The sequence below is a fragment of the Chryseobacterium endophyticum genome (assembly GCF_056333165.1).
This window is the reverse complement of sequence record NZ_JBWGXE010000003.1, coordinates 67,853-83,534: the sequence shown is the minus strand read 5'-3', so window position 1 is coordinate 83,534 and position 15,682 is coordinate 67,853. Positions and strand designations below refer to the sequence as shown.

Sequence of the window (15,682 nt, the reverse complement as noted above, 5' to 3'; positions counted from 1 at the left end):
CCCTTTAAATGTCAATCGTCAATTTCTGCGAGTCAATGGTCAATTTTTTATAACCCTAAATTCACGTGCGAAGCAAAATTGACTTGCAAAGCAAAATTCACTATTCACCCTTTAAATGTCAATGGTCAATTCCTGCGAGTCAATGGTCAATTTTTCATAACCCTAAATTCACTTGCGTAGCAAAATTGACTTGCAAAGCAAAATTCACTATTCACCCTTTAAATGTTAATGGTCAATTTCTGCGAGTCAATGGTCAATTTCATGACTCTAAAATTCACTTGCGTAGCAAAATTGACTTGCAAAGCAAAATTCACCATTCACCATTCACCTTTAATTATTCCGTCCTCAGTGCTTCGATCGGCTTAATTTTCGAGGCCCGGTATGCCGGAACAAAACCTGCAATCAACCCTGAAAATACGAGAGCCACAAATGCCATGAAAATAGATCCCCAGCCCACACTCGGGTCTGTAATGAAATATTCTTCGAGACTGTTGCCAATTAGATGTAATGCAAGCACCCCCAGCCCTACTCCGACAAAGCCGGAAATAACTGTAATCACTACACTTTCCTGGACAATCAGCGCAACAATGCTTCGTGGTTTTGCACCGATCGCTTTTCTTACCCCGATTTCCTTTGTTCTTTCTTTTACGATATACACCATGATATTGCTGATCCCGATAATTCCGGCGGCCAATGTTCCCAGGCCGATAAATCCTACAATTCCGGTAAGCACAGCCATGAATGCAAACGTATCTTCCATATTCTGGGCATTGTTCCAGACCCGTACTCCATTTTCATCACTGGGAGCAACATTCTTTCTGGCTTTTAATTTTTCTTTGATTTCGTCACCATATTTAATAGCCTGTTGCGGTGTCAGTTTATCGTTATAGGCGATATAGTTGATGCTTACCGTATCCGAGCCTTTTTTCATCTGCTGCAGGGTAGTGATAGGAATGGTGATATGCCTTTCATCCCAGTCACCTCCGTCATCGGAAAATACGCCGACTACCTTGAATATGGTTCCGTTGATGTTCAGTTCTTTACCGACGGGGCTTCCGTTTTTAATAAGATCCCGCTGAACCATTCTTCCTATTACCGCTATATTTTGCTTTCTGTCGAGATCGGTAGGCGTGAGATATCTTCCGTCCAGCATTTTACGGTTTTCAATCACCTGTTCTTCAGGCTTCGCACCGTTGATCTGGTAATTCCCGCTCTCCTTACCGTACTTCACCAACAGATTTGCGGTGTAGCGGGGCGTTGAGCTTCCTACTTTTTCTTTATCGATATTTACCAGAAAATCATAATCATCATTATTCATGGTCACGACCCTGTCGGATTGAAGTCCTTTATAGGCCACTGTGGTTTTTCCTGTTACAATAGAGATCAGGTTTTGAGCATCTCTCGCAAAACCCTGTGTAAAGGCATTCTGAAGCCCGGTCCCGATTCCGAAAAGGACAATGAAAATAAATAATCCCAAAGCCACAGTAAAGCCAGAAAGTACCGTCCGCAATACATTACTGCGAATCGAGCTGAATATTTCCTGCCAACGATCTAGGTCGAACATAGTTTTATTTTTTTTACTTTATAAAAAGTGAATTATTTCATGTGAATTTCTGCGAGTCAATGGTCAATTTTCCTGACTCTAAAATTGACTTGCGAAGCAAAATTCACCATTCACTTTACAGCACCAGCTGCTTGATAAACGCATCACTTTCTATAATTCCGTCTTTCAGAATGACATTCCTTTTGGTTTGGGCAGCCACATCGGGTTCGTGTGTTACAACGATGATGGTTTTCCCTTCATTATTGATGTCCTGAAGAAGTTTCATGATATCGTGAGTCGTTTTTGAATCCAGCGCTCCGGTAGGTTCGTCAGCCAAGACCACTTTAGGGTCCGTGATCAGAGCTCTGGCGATGGCCACCCTCTGCTTTTGCCCTCCTGAAAGCTCATTGGGCAAATGATTGGCCCATTGGGCGAGCCCGACTTTCTCAAGATATTCCATGGCTTTGCGCTCCCGTTCTTTCCTTGGAACATTCTGGTAGTACAACGGAAGGGCAACATTATCCAAGGCCGTTTTATATCCGATCAGGTTGAATGACTGGAAAATAAATCCCAGAAACTTACTTCTGTATTCCGCTGCTTTTATTTCCGAAAGATGTTCGATCGGAACACCATCAAGCTCATAGATCCCCGAATCTTTTTCATCCAGAATACCGATAATATTAAGAAGCGTAGATTTTCCGGACCCGGAACTTCCCATGATCGAAACAAATTCACCCTCGGAAATGGTAAGGTTGATGCCCTTTAAAACGTGCAGCTTACTTTTCCCGGTATCGTATGACTTATGTAAATCCTGAATTACTAACATTAAGTGGTATATGTTTTATCCAATAAGTAGATTTAAATTTTAATTTGTTACGAAGATTGAAAAATTCTTCAATTAATTTATTGTTTAACTCATTTAGTCTTTATTAATAATACTTTTAGAACAACCGTTTAATATCAAATTGCTTATATTATCTATTTTAACCGCCTATGGTTGTGTAAGCCAGTATCTAAGCGGTTTTCATGTAAATGTGGAAAACTTTTAAGGTTAAAACTCAATCATTTAGTCATTCACCCTTTCAAATACAGTTCTTGTTTTCTAACTTTGTACTTGTACATCACAAAAAATAAAACACTTTTCAGGTTGATAACTTTCAGCCATAAGTGACAACAAATCAACAGATTGTTTATTTTTTGAACTTTATCCACATCGATCTATTATTTAATTTTTTTAAGACATTCTAAAAAATATGGGAATTTTTGATAAAAGAGTAAGCTATAAGCCATTTGAATACCCTGAGGTTCTTCAATTCGTAGAGGCGATCAACAAATCGTTCTGGGTACACTCGGAAGTGGATTTTACGGCAGATGTTCAGGATTTTCATTCACAGCTGGAGCCGCATGAAAAACACGCTGTGAAAAATGCGCTTTTAGCCATTGCCCAGATTGAAGTATCCGTAAAAACATTCTGGGGAAATTTGTACAACCATCTTCCAAAACCTGAATTCAATGGTCTGGGGGCAACTTTTGCTGAGTGTGAATTCCGTCACTCCGAAGCCTATTCCCGTTTGGTGGAAGTCTTAGGTTATAACGAAGAATTTCTGAATGTCATTGAAATTCCCGCTGTAAAAAAGAGAATTGATTTCTTATCAAATGTATTGAAGCACGCCAATTCAGCCACGCCGAAAGAGTATGTGTCTTCTCTTCTTTTATTCAGTATTTTAATTGAGAATGTTTCGCTTTTCTCACAATTTGCCATCATCCTTTCTTTTACAAGATTCAAAGGATACATGAAAAATGTTTCCAACATCATCGCATGGACTTCTGTTGATGAGCAGATCCACGCCAATGCAGGAATTTACCTGATCAATAAAATCCGCGAGGAACAACCTGATCTTTTAACGGATTCTGATATTGAAGATATTTATACCCTCGTTGACCAATCGGTAGAGCTTGAAGGAGAAATCCTTGACTGGATCTTCGAACTGGGAGAATTAAACGTATTCTCAAAAGAAGATCTGTTAAACTTCATGAAATACCGTGTAGACGACAGTTTGAAGAAGATCAACATGAATACAAAATACAATGTCACTCCGGAACAATACCGCCCGATGGTGTGGTTCGAAGAGGAGGTTTTTGCCAATTCCATGGATGATTTCTTTGCTAAAAGACCGGTAGATTATACAAAACACGATAAGAGTATTACGGCGAACGATCTTTTCTAAATTAATCTTATCCTGAGTGTGAGACAAATAAGCACTCGGCGAGACCTATTTACAATCTTTTTAAGTAATTATTATTTAAAAGCAACAAAATTCCTGGGTGATCTAATGCTCAGGAATTCGAAAATATAAACAACTATGGAGGAACAAAGTACAAATATATGGTGGCTCAATGAAGAGTCTGAGCAAATGCTGAACAGAGGCTATTTGCTGAAAGGGGAAACGGTAGAAGGAGCGATCGACAGAATTACCACGGCAGCCGCAAAAAGATTGTATAAACCCGAGCTTCAGCCGGCTTTCAAAGAAATGATCACCAAAGGATGGATCAGCTTCTCGTCACCGGTTTGGGCCAATATGGGAACCCAGAGAGGTCTTCCTATTTCCTGTTTCAATGTTCACATCCCGGATAGCATCGAAGGTATTACCCACAAAATGGGTGAGGTCATCATGCAGACCAAAATCGGGGGCGGAACATCAGGATATTTCGGAGAGCTCCGTAACAGGGGAACCGCAGTAACCGATAACGGCAAATCTTCAGGAGCCGTTTCTTTCATGAAACTTTTTGATACCGCAATGGATGTTGTATCTCAGGGGGGTGTAAGAAGGGGGGCTTTCGCCGCTTACCTGGATGTTGACCACGGGGATATCGAAGAATTTTTATCCATTAAAGATATCGGAAGTCCGATTCAGAACCTGTTCACCGGAATCTGTGTTCCGGATTACTGGATGCAGGATATGATCGACGGGGATATGGAGAAACGTAAGGTTTGGGCAAGAGTACTGGAAAGCCGTCAGCAAAAAGGGCTTCCTTACATTTTCTTTACCGACAACGTAAATAGAAACAAACCTCAGGTTTACAAAGATTTAGGATTAACGGTAAACGCCAGTAACCTTTGTTCTGAAATCATGCTTCCTTCCACCATGGATGAATCGTTTATATGCTGCCTATCTTCCATGAACCTTGAGCTGTACGACGAATGGAAAGATACGGATGCCGTAAAACTGGCCATCTATTTCCTTGATGCCGTTTTATCCGAATTTATCGATAAGACGGAAGGTAATTATTATCTTCAGGGCGCGAGAAATTTCGCCATGAGACACAGAGCGCTGGGGTTAGGTGTTTTAGGATATCATTCTTATCTTCAGAAAAATATGATTCCTTTCGAAAGTTTTGAGGCTACCCAGTTCAACGCCAGGGCTTTCAGAAGAATCAAGGAGCAGGCAGAGCAGGCTTCAAGAGAACTTGCCAATATCTATGGAGAACCGGAACTGCTTAAAGGATACGGATTGAGAAATACCACGACAATGGCTATTGCTCCTACCACTTCAAGTTCTGCCATTCTGGGACAGACTTCTCCGGGAATTGAGCCGTTTGCTTCCAATTATTTTAAAGCGGGTCTTGCCAAAGGAAACTTTATGCGTAAGAATAAATACCTGGCAAAGCTACTGGCTGAGAAAGGCCTGGACAATGAGGAAACATGGAGAACAATCATGTTGAATCACGGTTCAGTACAGCACCTGAAAGAATTGACAGATGAGGAGAAAGCAGTATTTAAAACATTTAAAGAAATCTCTCCGATGGAAATTATTTCTCAGGCTGCACAAAGACAGCAGTATATCGACCAGGCTCAGTCGCTGAACCTGCAGATTCCTTCCACAATGCCGGTGAAAGATGTGAACTATCTTTACATCGAAGCATGGAAAAAAGGGGTGAAAACTCTTTATTATCAAAGAAGTTCTTCTGTTTCAAAAGAGATGATGGTAAACTTTGTTACCTGCACCGCCTGCGAAGCATAAGGCTCTCAAATAATAAACACTACATATTCATTTCAGCACGCTTTTCCGGCGTGCTTTTTTATTTTATATTTGTTTAAAGCGTAACCCAAAAAAATTAAGATATGAAATTCGGACAAGTAGAAGATCCCTCACAAATAGATTTTACATTACCTAAAGACCACACCAGAACCAAGGAAATTTTAAGTCAGAATAAAAACGGACTGGAAAATATTTCTGTCGGATGCGCCAAATGGAACAAAACCGACCTGAAAGGTTTTTACCCGAAAGGAACAAAAGACGAACTTACCTACTATGCAACCCAATTCAATTCCATCGAACTGAACGCTACCTTCTACGGCATGCCGACACCGGATCAGGTACAGACCTGGAAGGAGAAAACGCCCGCAGATTTTAAATTTTTCCCCAAGATCACCAATACGGTTTCGCATTTCAGAAGATTGATTGATGTCACTGAGCCTGTGACTCAGTTTGCAACCTCCGTCATGCAGTTTGATGAAAAACTGGGAATGGTATTTCTTCAGCTTCATGACAACTTTAAACCTAAAGATTACGACAGGCTTGAAAAATTTGTTAAAGAATGGCCAAAGGAAGTACCGCTCGCCATTGAATTAAGAAATACGGAATGGTTTACAGATGAAAACGTTCTGAATACGACCTGTGAGCTTTTTGAAACCCATAATATCACAAATATTATTGTAGATACTGCCGGAAGAAGAGATATGCTACACATGCGCCTTACCACCCCGACAGCATTCATCCGTTATGTGGGAGCCAATGCGGAAAGTGACTATGAAAGACTGGATGACTGGATGAAGCATCTTACAAAATGGAAGAAAGAAGGCCTCCGAAATGTATACTTTTTTGTACATCAGAATATCGAAAAAGCTTCACCTCTTTTGTCTGCCTATTTCATAAAAAAAATGAATGAAGCTTGGAAAACAGACCTTCACATCCCAAAAATGGCGACGGAAAGCACCGGAACACTATTTTAGCACCTGAATTTTTTTTCTTTTATTCACCTTTTTGTGGAATGACATTAACGCGAATTATATTTTAAATAAAAAAAATAAACATTTTTTACGGAATCTAAAAATTAAATACCAAAAACCTTTTCATATTATAAAAATTATTAAATTAAACCCGTGATAAATTTAATTTAATAACACATTTTTTAAAAATACAAATATGGAAAAGGAGATATGCAAAATAAGCATTTCGTCGGGTTTTCTCGGAGATGAGTATACTTTTTACGAGGACGAAAAAATAAAAAGGGTTTATGACAACAACAGCTTAAGTTCCGATGTCACAGAATGGCTGGAACCCAAACAGATCAGCAAACTGAACAAAGATAAAATCATCAGAAAATGTCCCGAAGAACTCAAGGAAAGAATTATGATCATTCTTGATTACCCTTGATTTTAAGTATCTATAAAAAATTCCGGATTGCCAGGCAATCCGGAATTTTTATTTTCTTCTGATAAGCAACATGATATTAAGGAACAAAAGCAGAAAATCAAGGGTGATCCAAATTCCCACTTTTGTATTCTCATAGTTGTAGATTTCAATCTGCTTTTTTGCCAAATCTGAAAGCTTTACACTCTGATTGATATAATTGCGGGTTTCTACAATCTGATCTATATTTTTATTGGGAAGGGAATGCTGCGAAAAATAAACGAGATTTTTCCCCAGATAGCCGACGATCCAGTATTCATCCGACTTATCCATTTTAAGGTATTCTATCCTGTAATATTCCGGGCGTACTTTCCCGATATGCTTGGTATCCGTCATCTTTCCGACTTCGGCATCATTGAGTGTTATAACGTAGAAATCCAGCGGCTGCGGAAGTTTATTGATGACCTGCAGGGTTACGGAATCCTCTACGATTCCTACGGCACTTTTTTTAATAAACCAGTACGTAAAAATCGAAATTGAAAACACAACCGTAACAATGCGGAACAATTTTGCCCATTCGGCTCCTTTTCCTCTTCTTATTTTATACAGCAGAAGAGAAATCACCAAAGCCCAGAAAATCGCCAGAACGATGAATACCATATTGCAAAGATACTTATTTTAGTAAGCTTTCAGCGGAAATATCACCGACGTTCCATTCTTTGTAAAACTGGTCCAGGAACTTCAGCATAAAATCATGCCTTTCAAGGGCTATCTCCTTTCCTTTCTTCGTATTCATCAGATCTTTAAGGAGCAGCAGCTTTTCATAGAAATGATTAATGGTTGTTCCGTCTGACTTTTTATACTCTTCTTTCGACATATGAAGCTTTGGCGCGATTTCAGGATCATACATCAGGTTATTTTTAAATCCCCCGAAATTGAATGTCCTGGCAATCCCGATCGCGCCGATCGCATCAATTCTGTCAGCATCCTGAACGATTTTAAGCTCAATGGGAAGATCTCCCGAAACCTCTGCCCTGTTTTTAAATGAAATATTTTTAATGATAAATAAAACCTTCTCAATGACCTCTTCAGAAGTATGTTTCCCTTCCAGAAACTCCCGGGAAACCTTTAAGGCCAATGTCTCGTCACCATTATGAAATTTGGGATCGGCAATATCGTGCAGAAGCGCTGCCAGTTCTACCACCTGAAGATCGCAGTTTTCAGATTCTGCAATACTTTTAGACAGCTTCCACACCCGTTCGATGTGGTACCAATCATGGCCGGCTTCAGCCCCTTTCAATTTTTCTTTAACAAATTCCACGGTGTTTTCAATCAGATTCTTCATTTATCAATTCATTTAAAATAATATTCCAAAGCTTCCTGTTATAGCTTCTGAAAAAGTTAACGTGCCCGATCTCTTTTTTCTCGGATTCGGAAGTTCTAACCAGCCTGTACTTTGGCTTCATATTCGGATATGTATCATTGAGGAGGCTTTTCACTCCTTTTTCGGTAAGCCATACATCATCTTCAGCCCTGATCACAAATACTTTCTGCGTCAAAGTTTTTGAATAATCATGAGTTTTATCCAGTAGGCCGTTGGTCGATTTCCTGTTTAAAATTAAGGTTCTCCAGTCATATGCGCAATTTTTTGGCAGACTTTCTCCCAATCCGAACCAATGTGCCGGAAAATAGCCTAATAATGTAGTGATTAGCGGCTGGGCCACCCCAAAGCCAAGATATGCTTCTATTTTCGTCCTGAATTTCAAATGGCCGACAAACGCATTTTGAGTCCCCACAAAAATAAATTTATCGAAGATCTTTGAGTCTTCATTCATCCCCAGAATCAACGCTCCGACAGAGTGCCCGAGACCATATTTCTGAAAATCATTAAAATTAAGCTGAATATAATCCGTTAAGGCTTTGTAATCAAGTGATCCCCAGGTTCTCATCGAAGCGTTAAAACCTTTCATGTTCTCCGGCTTTGAAAGTCCTATTCCCCGGTAATCGTAAGTAAGAACGGTAAAACCTTTTTCAGAAAAGTATTGGGCAAAAGAAAAATAGACCTGCTGCTTTACGCCTGTTGCAGAATTAATAAGCAGAAGTTTATGATTGCTCTTACCGGGCAAGAAAAGATGGGCTGTTATTGAGAAAGAATCTTTGGTGGTAAATATCAGCTTTTCCATAGATAAAAAGAAAAATCCACTATAAAAGTGGAAATATTAGTTTAATTTTTCATCGGTGAAGATGCTTTTCGATATGTAACAAATAGCTTATGAAGTAAAATCCGACAATCTCGGAAGACCTGTCTGAGAACCTTTCTTAGCGGAAACCCGTGCAGAAACTTCATTCCCGAATATTACGCATTCATGAACATCATTATCATGACACAACGCCACGGAAAATCCTGCCGTAAATGCATCTCCCATTCCCATTTTATAGACCGCTTTTTCGTTGTCGTTCCTGCAATATTTCATTTCAGTGCCGTCGAAGTATACGGTAGAATTGATATCATCCCGTACAAACACTTTATTGAAATATTTCTTAAGGATTTCTTCTCTACGACCTTCCCCGAAAAGAATATGAATTTCGTTGCTCTTCACGACGATAAAATCAAGATTTTCAATAACTTCATCTTTCAGTCTCTGTGCCGGTGACGCATAAAGTCCGACTTTTTTGCCGTATTTTTTAGCTTTCTCAACCGTAAATTCAACGACATCCATAGAAACTTCCAGCTGGACAAGAATAAGATCTGCAGTCTGAAAATACCGGTCCGCGGAGTCAATATGCTGTGTACTTAAATAATTGTTGGCGGCGGGAACAACAACGATGGCTGAGTTTCCGTCTGAAGCTGTCACATAGGCCGTTCCGCTTGCTTCGTGGTCCGTTTCAAAAACAAAATCCACATTTACATTTTCAGTGATCAGATTTCTCATGATCTGCTGCCCAAGCGGATCCATTCCGACACAACCTACAAAATGTACAGCAGCTCCAAGTCTGGCCGCTCCCACTGCCTGATTGGCTCCTTTTCCACCAAAAAAACTTTCAGATGTACTGGCAATCACTGTTTCATTCTGAGAGGGAATCTTTTCGGTTTCCAGGATAAGGTCTACCGATGAGCTTCCGACCACAATAATTTTCGGTTGTGCTGATGAGAAATTCATTCTTAATAGATTTAATAATTTGGTGTTGTATTGGTGAACACATTTAGCTGATCTCGATAAACTCGGTCACAATTTTTACCGGTGTCTGAGTTTTGTCATACGCAACATAGCTTGCATAAAATCCTTCGCCGTATCCCGTTTCAAAGGCAAAAATAGTTCCAGGATGATCTTCAGAAGGTTTTAAAAACGCATACTGATCAATGGCACCGTTTTCATCAAAAAAATATTCATGAAAAAACTCTTCATAAATGCCCATAAAATCTACTCCTTTGCTATGATAGAGTCTTTGTTCCAGCCCATTGAGGCTGTTTTGCGTATCGGCATCCATAAAACATCCCATTCCGCTTTCTACAGGATATCCAAAAACTTCCTCTTCGGCAAGCTCTTTCACATCCTGTCCCTCTGTGGTAGCCAGTTTCCATTCTGTAATTTCCGCCGTACCGAATATGATTTCCACATAAGCCACACAATTGCTTTCTCTTTCTCTATGTACCAGGACCGGGAAATCTCCTTTCGGAAACTCAGCCGAAAAAGGTTTCATATCATTAGTGATTAAAGGATCACAAGCGACAAGTTTCCCACTGGAAAGATAAATTTTTCCGACCTCAAAGCTTTCCAGCAATGGACTTTCTACAAAGTTTTTGGAGAATATTTTTTTTATGTTTTCTAAATGTGTCATGTTCTACTTTAGGTTAAAATTAAGGTTAAGGATAAGTTGGAGACTCAGCCTTAACCTAAACCTTTACGTTACAAACTTTTCAATTTCTCTTCTAAGATCGCGATTTTATCAAGGGCATCTTTTTGCTTTTTGCGCTCAACTTCCACAACCTCAGGCTTTGCATTCGCAACAAATTTTTCGTTGGAAAGCTTTTTATCTACCGAAATTAAAAATCCTTTCAAATATTTTAATTCCTCTTCTGTTTTCTTTTTCTCTTCTTCCAAATCCAGGTTTTCACTCAAAGGAATTGAAACTTCCGTAGCTCCTACTAAAAAGGTAAAACTTGGCTTATCGGTTTTTGTTCCGAAATAAATTTGGGAAACATTGGCCAGCTTTCTGATCACCGATTCATTTGCAAAGGCGGAAGCGTTGGTATAAATCTCGGCGGCTTCTTTTGGTGAAATTCCTTTGGTCTGACGATAGTTTCTAACGCCCGAAATGAGTTCCGCTGCCGTTTCAAAGTTTTTAATGATAACCTCATCAAATGCTTCTGCTTTTTTCTGCTGGGCAATCACCAAGGCTTCTTCAATACTTCTTTCAGAAATCGTCTGCCATAATTCCTCAGTCAGGAAAGGCATGAACGGATGTAACAGCTTCATTAGTTCCTCGAAGAATCCGATAGTTGTATGATATACCTCTTTTGAGATTCCTTCACCATAATTAGGTTTGATGGCTTCCAGATACCATCCGCAGAAATCGTCCCAGATCAATTTATAAATCAAATGCAAAGCATCAGAAATTCTGAATTTTTCAAACTGGTCATTGATTTCGGCAATGGTTTTATTTAATTTATGGTTAAACCATTCGATGGTCTGGTTTTCAGTATCATTAGCCGGTTTGTCTTCATGATTCCACATGTTGATCAGACGGAAGGCATTCCAGATCTTGGTCATGAAGTTTCTTCCCTGGAGCATTAAATCCTCATCAAAAAGAAGATCGTTTCCGGCTGCAGAACTTAATAAAATCCCGACACGAACACCGTCAGCACCATATTTATCAATCAAATCCAAAGGATCGGGCGAATTACCTAATTGTTTGGACATCTTTCTTCTCTGCTTATCCCTTACAATTCCTGTAAAATAAACATTTTTAAACGGAACTTCCTTACGGTATTCCAGTCCTGCCATAATCATACGGGCGACCCAGAAGAAAATAATATCCGGACCGGTTACCAGATCGGAAGTCGGATAATAATAATTGATGTCTTTATTTTCAGGATCCAGCAATCCGTCGAAAACCGACATCGGCCAAAGCCATGATGAAAACCACGTATCAAGAGCGTCTTCGTCTTGTCTCAGGTCATCAAGATTCGCAATAATGCCTTTTTGTTCTTCTAATACTACAAGAGCCTGATATTTGTCTTCGGCAACAACGAAATCATTTTCGCCATCACCATAATAAAACGCAGGAATTTGCTGTCCCCACCAAAGCTGGCGGGAAATATTCCAGTCGCGGATGTTTTCCATCCAGTGTTTGTAGGTATTTTTAAACTTTTCAGGATAAAATTTAACCTTATCATCCATTACAACATCCAGAGCCGGCTTTGCAATCTCAGACATTTTCAGGAACCACTGAACAGAAACTTTAGGCTCGATCACCGCGCCGGTTCTTTCCGACGTTCCCACTTTGTTTACATAATCTTCTGCCTTTAACAAAAGATCTTTTTCTTCCAGTTCTTTGGCAATCTGCTTTCTTACCTCAAACCTATTTTTCCCGGCATAATGCAGTCCGTAATCATTCAGATTACCATCATCATCCAGAGCATCAATCATTTGAAGGTTGTGTTTTTGTCCGATTTCATAGTCATTAATATCGTGTGCCGGGGTAATTTTCAACGCTCCGGTACCAAATTCGATATCTACATATTCGTCTTCAATAATCGGAATAACTCTGTTAACAATCGGTACGATTACTTTTTTACCTTTTAAATGAGCATATCTTTCATCATTAGGATTAATGCACACCGCAGTATCCCCGAAAATCGTTTCAGGACGCGTGGTTGCTACCGAAAGAAATTCCTCCGATCCTTCGATGGCATATTTCAGGAAATATAATTTTCCATTTTGCTCCTTAAAGATCACTTCCTCATCGGAAATATTGGTTTTAGCCTCAGGGTCCCAGTTGACCATTCTGTAACCACGATAGATAAACCCTTTATTGTAAAGGTCTACGAAAGATTTTATTACCTGCTGGGAAAGTTTCGGCTCCATGGTGAAGCGGGTTCTGTCCCAATCGCAGGAACAGCCCAGTTTTTTCAGCTGCTCAAGGATGGTTCCTCCGTATTTATCGGTCCAGTCCCAGGCGTGTTTTAAAAATTCTTCGCGGGTAATATCAGATTTATTAATACCTTCAGACTTCAGTTTGGCAACAACCTTGGCTTCCGTAGCGATGGAGGCGTGGTCTGTTCCCGGAACCCAGCAGGCATTGAAGCCCTGCATTCTTGCACGGCGGACCAGAACATCCTGAATGGTATTGTTCAGCATATGCCCCATGTGTAAAATCCCCGTCACGTTTGGTGGAGGGATGACAACAGTGTAAGGCGGCTTGTCGTTCGGTTCTGAATGGAAATACTTGTTTTCCAACCAGTAATTGTACCACTTCTGCTCTGTTTCCTGTGAATTGTACTTTTCTGAAATCTGCATAAATTCTTTTACTTTAATTTACAATTTGCAAAAATAGTCTAAAGAAAAAAAATTTTCAGTATGAATTAAAATAATTTTTAACTTTGTTTCTCAAAATTTATCTAACAACATATTTAATATTCAAGAATATGAAAAAATTAATCGCAGGAATTGCATTATTCGGAACATTCGCATTAGCATCTGCACAAACGATCACATTTGATAAAACGACTTTCGATTACGGAACAATTAAACCTAGTTCAGACGGTATCAGATTCTTCACCGTAACCAATACGGGAGATAAGCCTCTTATCCTTTCGAATGTAAAAGCATCTTGTGGATGTACAACGCCTGAATTCAGCACAGATCCTATCATGCCAGGAAAATCTGCTAAGATTAAAGTAGGATACAACACCGCAATCAATGGTGGATTCAACAAAACAATCGAGGTATTTTCTAATGACCCTGTAAATAACAGAAGTGTAATTTACATCAAAGGAAATGTAGATCCTAACGCTCCGGAACCAAAACCTTTAACTCCTGCAGAACTGAAGGCTAAAGCTAAAGCTGATAAAAAAGCAGCCAAAGATGCTAAAAAAGTAGCAGCTGCAAAGTAATTCTACTCCCAAAAAATAAAAGAACCGTCTCAGATGAGGCGGTTTTTTTTATACATCAATATCAGGTTTGGCTGGAATTTAGATATGTGTTTAATGTTTAATGTTTAATGTTTAATGTTTAATGTTTAATCATTATCTTTTATCTTTTATCTTTTATCTTTTATCTTTTATCTTTTATCTTTTATCTTTTAATACTGTAAAAATATGGATACCAACTTTTCAGATGACTTTCTGGTAAAAGGAAAATTTTCAATCAAAAAATATTCAACGGAGTACAACGGAAAGCTCACGAAAGAAGAGGGTGAGCAGTTGCTCATTACGGAAAAGGTGAAACTTCGAGAACTTCAGGAAAAACTATACTCTGACGGGAGCCAGGCACTTTTGGTTGTTCTTCAGGCCATGGATGCCGCCGGAAAAGACAGCATGATCGAACATGTTTTCGGGGGAGTAAACCCGCAGGGTTGCAATGTTACCAGTTTTAAAACGCCAAGTTCCCGTGAATATTCGCATGATTTTTTGTGGAGACATTACCTTGCAGTACCCCAAAAAGGCATGATCGGAATCTTTAACCGCTCTCATTACGAAAGCGTACTGGTATGCAAAGTTCACCCCGAATATAACCTCAATGAAAAGACATGGAAATCGGTAAAAGATTTTGATGACAAATTCTGGGAAAACCGGTACGAAAGCATCAGAAATTTTGAAAAACATCTAACCGACAACGGAACCACGATTGTAAAAATATTTTTACATGTTTCCAAAGAAGAGCAAAAGAAAAGGCTGCTTGACCGGATCAACGAGCAGGAAAAAAACTGGAAGTTCTCTGCCGCCGACCTTCCTGAAAGAGCTCTCTTCGATCAATATATGAACTGCTATGAAACTGCAATCAATGAAACGTCAAAGGATAATGCACCCTGGTATGTTCTTCCGGCAGATAATAAATGGTTTGCCAGAGTTGCCGCCGTTCAGATTATTATAGATGCCCTGGAAAAAATGAGCCTTAAATACCCTAAAATTTCCGAGGAAGATAAAGCAGGACTAGAAGAAGCTAAAAAACAACTGGAAAATGAATAAACCTGGATGGAAGATGATAGTTTTTAGCTCAATAATTAAATTTTGAGTTTCTAGCTTCCAGCTTTTAAAAACCACGAGAAAATCTGTAAGCCGGATTTTGTTCTTCCGAAGAAGTGCCTGTTATTTATCTGCATCTTACATTGCTGCAAGACTTTAGCTGATTACCCCTCGGCTTTCAGAGCGGGCAACTCCTATTTTCATTGCTGAAAAGAACCGATATACTTATCATTGCACCACAAAGAGTTTACCTGATTTCACTACAGCCGAACTGTACATCCTTTCTGTTGCACTGGTCCTACCCTCGCGGGTGACGGATGTTATCCGCTTTGCTGCCCTATGGTGTCCGGACTTTCCTACCTCCCGAAAAACGGGAAATCAACAAGCCGACTTTCTCGTGGGTGCAAAGATAGATAATTTGAAAATTCGGCAATGTGATAATTTGAAAATTTTTAATTCAACCGATTATTATTATAGCTATTAAGAAAAAAGACTTTAATCGTTCATTTTCAAATTACTTAATTTTCAAATTCTCAA

The 15,682-nt window shown here is 39.4% G+C and carries 14 protein-coding genes and 1 other RNA gene; 6 read left to right on the top strand and 9 right to left on the bottom strand.

Annotation, left to right across the window (positions count from 1 at the left end; all coding sequences use genetic code 11):
* Window positions 1-334 precede the first annotated feature (334 nt).
* A complete protein-coding gene (locus tag AC0N32_RS08500) occupies window positions 335-1,564 on the bottom strand; it encodes an ABC transporter permease (protein ID WP_476393428.1) in 1,230 nt (409 codons plus the stop codon).
* A gap of 115 nt (window positions 1,565-1,679) precedes the next feature.
* Window positions 1,680-2,369: an ABC transporter ATP-binding protein gene (locus AC0N32_RS08495; protein ID WP_476393427.1), complete on the bottom strand. Its 690-nt coding sequence runs from the start codon at window positions 2,367-2,369 to the stop codon at window positions 1,680-1,682.
* 427 nt (window positions 2,370-2,796) lie between these two features.
* Between AC0N32_RS08495 and AC0N32_RS08490 the strand changes: the two genes are divergently transcribed.
* The 4 genes from AC0N32_RS08490 (at window position 2,797) to AC0N32_RS08475 (ending at window position 6,981) form a co-directional block, all read left to right on the top strand.
* Window positions 2,797-3,771, top strand: a complete 975-nt coding sequence (locus tag AC0N32_RS08490; RefSeq protein ID WP_476393426.1) for a ribonucleotide-diphosphate reductase subunit beta — start codon at window positions 2,797-2,799, stop codon at window positions 3,769-3,771.
* A gap of 135 nt (window positions 3,772-3,906) precedes the next feature.
* Window positions 3,907-5,565 (top strand): ribonucleoside-diphosphate reductase subunit alpha, encoded by a 1,659-nt coding sequence (locus tag AC0N32_RS08485; RefSeq protein WP_476393425.1) that lies wholly within the window; start codon window positions 3,907-3,909, stop codon window positions 5,563-5,565.
* A 101-nt stretch (window positions 5,566-5,666) separates the two neighbouring features.
* On the top strand, window positions 5,667-6,557 hold the full coding sequence (locus AC0N32_RS08480; RefSeq protein WP_476393424.1) for a DUF72 domain-containing protein: 891 nt from the start codon (window positions 5,667-5,669) through the stop codon (window positions 6,555-6,557).
* Window positions 6,558-6,750: 193 nt separating this feature from the next.
* Complete coding sequence (locus AC0N32_RS08475) at window positions 6,751-6,981, top strand: hypothetical protein (RefSeq protein ID WP_476393423.1); 231 nt, start codon at window positions 6,751-6,753, stop codon at window positions 6,979-6,981.
* Window positions 6,982-7,029: 48 nt separating this feature from the next.
* Here AC0N32_RS08475 and AC0N32_RS08470 read toward each other — a convergent pair whose 3' ends face one another.
* From AC0N32_RS08470 to AC0N32_RS08445, 6 genes are all read right to left on the bottom strand, one after another.
* Window positions 7,030-7,617, bottom strand: coding sequence for a hypothetical protein (locus tag AC0N32_RS08470; RefSeq protein ID WP_476393422.1), 588 nt, complete (start codon window positions 7,615-7,617; stop codon window positions 7,030-7,032).
* 13 nt (window positions 7,618-7,630) lie between these two features.
* A complete protein-coding gene (locus AC0N32_RS08465) occupies window positions 7,631-8,302 on the bottom strand; it encodes an HD domain-containing protein (protein ID WP_476393421.1) in 672 nt (223 codons plus the stop codon).
* Complete coding sequence (locus tag AC0N32_RS08460) at window positions 8,286-9,140, bottom strand: alpha/beta hydrolase family protein (RefSeq protein WP_476393420.1); 855 nt, start codon at window positions 9,138-9,140, stop codon at window positions 8,286-8,288. Before AC0N32_RS08460 ends, AC0N32_RS08465 begins: the two co-directional genes overlap by 17 nt.
* Window positions 9,141-9,227: 87 nt before the next feature.
* Entirely contained in the window at window positions 9,228-10,118 is an 891-nt protein-coding gene (locus AC0N32_RS08455; protein ID WP_476393419.1) for a ribokinase, read from the bottom strand.
* 43 nt (window positions 10,119-10,161) lie between these two features.
* Window positions 10,162-10,797: a DUF4241 domain-containing protein gene (locus AC0N32_RS08450; protein ID WP_476393418.1), complete on the bottom strand. Its 636-nt coding sequence runs from the start codon at window positions 10,795-10,797 to the stop codon at window positions 10,162-10,164.
* Between the two features lie 68 nt (window positions 10,798-10,865).
* A complete protein-coding gene (locus AC0N32_RS08445) occupies window positions 10,866-13,478 on the bottom strand; it encodes a valine--tRNA ligase (protein ID WP_476393417.1) in 2,613 nt (870 codons plus the stop codon).
* Between the two features lie 128 nt (window positions 13,479-13,606).
* On the opposite strand from AC0N32_RS08445, the gene AC0N32_RS08440 reads away from it, so the two are divergent.
* Together AC0N32_RS08440 and AC0N32_RS08435 are read left to right on the top strand one after the other, a co-directional pair.
* Window positions 13,607-14,074: a DUF1573 domain-containing protein gene (locus AC0N32_RS08440; RefSeq protein ID WP_476393416.1), complete on the top strand. Its 468-nt coding sequence runs from the start codon at window positions 13,607-13,609 to the stop codon at window positions 14,072-14,074.
* Window positions 14,075-14,278: 204 nt separating this feature from the next.
* Complete coding sequence (locus AC0N32_RS08435; protein WP_476393415.1) at window positions 14,279-15,148, top strand: polyphosphate kinase 2 family protein; 870 nt, start codon at window positions 14,279-14,281, stop codon at window positions 15,146-15,148.
* Between the two features lie 70 nt (window positions 15,149-15,218).
* Here the strand turns inward: AC0N32_RS08435 and rnpB are convergent.
* An RNA gene (gene rnpB, locus AC0N32_RS08430) (RNase P RNA component class A) lies at window positions 15,219-15,543 on the bottom strand.
* Window positions 15,544-15,682: the final 139 nt, after the last annotated feature.

What these genes read in the sequence shown, in the direction of transcription:
- AC0N32_RS08435 (WP_476393415.1), top strand. Translation starts at nt 14,279, where the DNA reads ATGGATACCAACTTTTCAGATGACTTTCTGGTAAAAGGAAAATTTTCA.
- AC0N32_RS08460 (WP_476393420.1), bottom strand. Translation starts at nt 9,140, where the DNA reads ATGGAAAAGCTGATATTTACCACCAAAGATTCTTTCTCAATAACAGCC.
- AC0N32_RS08500 (WP_476393428.1), bottom strand. Translation starts at nt 1,564, where the DNA reads ATGTTCGACCTAGATCGTTGGCAGGAAATATTCAGCTCGATTCGCAGT.
- AC0N32_RS08440 (WP_476393416.1), top strand. Translation starts at nt 13,607, where the DNA reads ATGAAAAAATTAATCGCAGGAATTGCATTATTCGGAACATTCGCATTA.
- AC0N32_RS08465 (WP_476393421.1), bottom strand. Translation starts at nt 8,302, where the DNA reads ATGAAGAATCTGATTGAAAACACCGTGGAATTTGTTAAAGAAAAATTG.
- AC0N32_RS08480 (WP_476393424.1), top strand. Translation starts at nt 5,667, where the DNA reads ATGAAATTCGGACAAGTAGAAGATCCCTCACAAATAGATTTTACATTA.
- AC0N32_RS08490 (WP_476393426.1), top strand. Translation starts at nt 2,797, where the DNA reads ATGGGAATTTTTGATAAAAGAGTAAGCTATAAGCCATTTGAATACCCT.
- AC0N32_RS08450 (WP_476393418.1), bottom strand. Translation starts at nt 10,797, where the DNA reads ATGACACATTTAGAAAACATAAAAAAAATATTCTCCAAAAACTTTGTA.
- AC0N32_RS08485 (WP_476393425.1), top strand. Translation starts at nt 3,907, where the DNA reads ATGGAGGAACAAAGTACAAATATATGGTGGCTCAATGAAGAGTCTGAG.
- AC0N32_RS08445 (WP_476393417.1), bottom strand. Translation starts at nt 13,478, where the DNA reads ATGCAGATTTCAGAAAAGTACAATTCACAGGAAACAGAGCAGAAGTGG.
- AC0N32_RS08475 (WP_476393423.1), top strand. Translation starts at nt 6,751, where the DNA reads ATGGAAAAGGAGATATGCAAAATAAGCATTTCGTCGGGTTTTCTCGGA.
- AC0N32_RS08470 (WP_476393422.1), bottom strand. Translation starts at nt 7,617, where the DNA reads ATGGTATTCATCGTTCTGGCGATTTTCTGGGCTTTGGTGATTTCTCTT.
- AC0N32_RS08495 (WP_476393427.1), bottom strand. Translation starts at nt 2,369, where the DNA reads ATGTTAGTAATTCAGGATTTACATAAGTCATACGATACCGGGAAAAGT.
- AC0N32_RS08455 (WP_476393419.1), bottom strand. Translation starts at nt 10,118, where the DNA reads ATGAATTTCTCATCAGCACAACCGAAAATTATTGTGGTCGGAAGCTCA.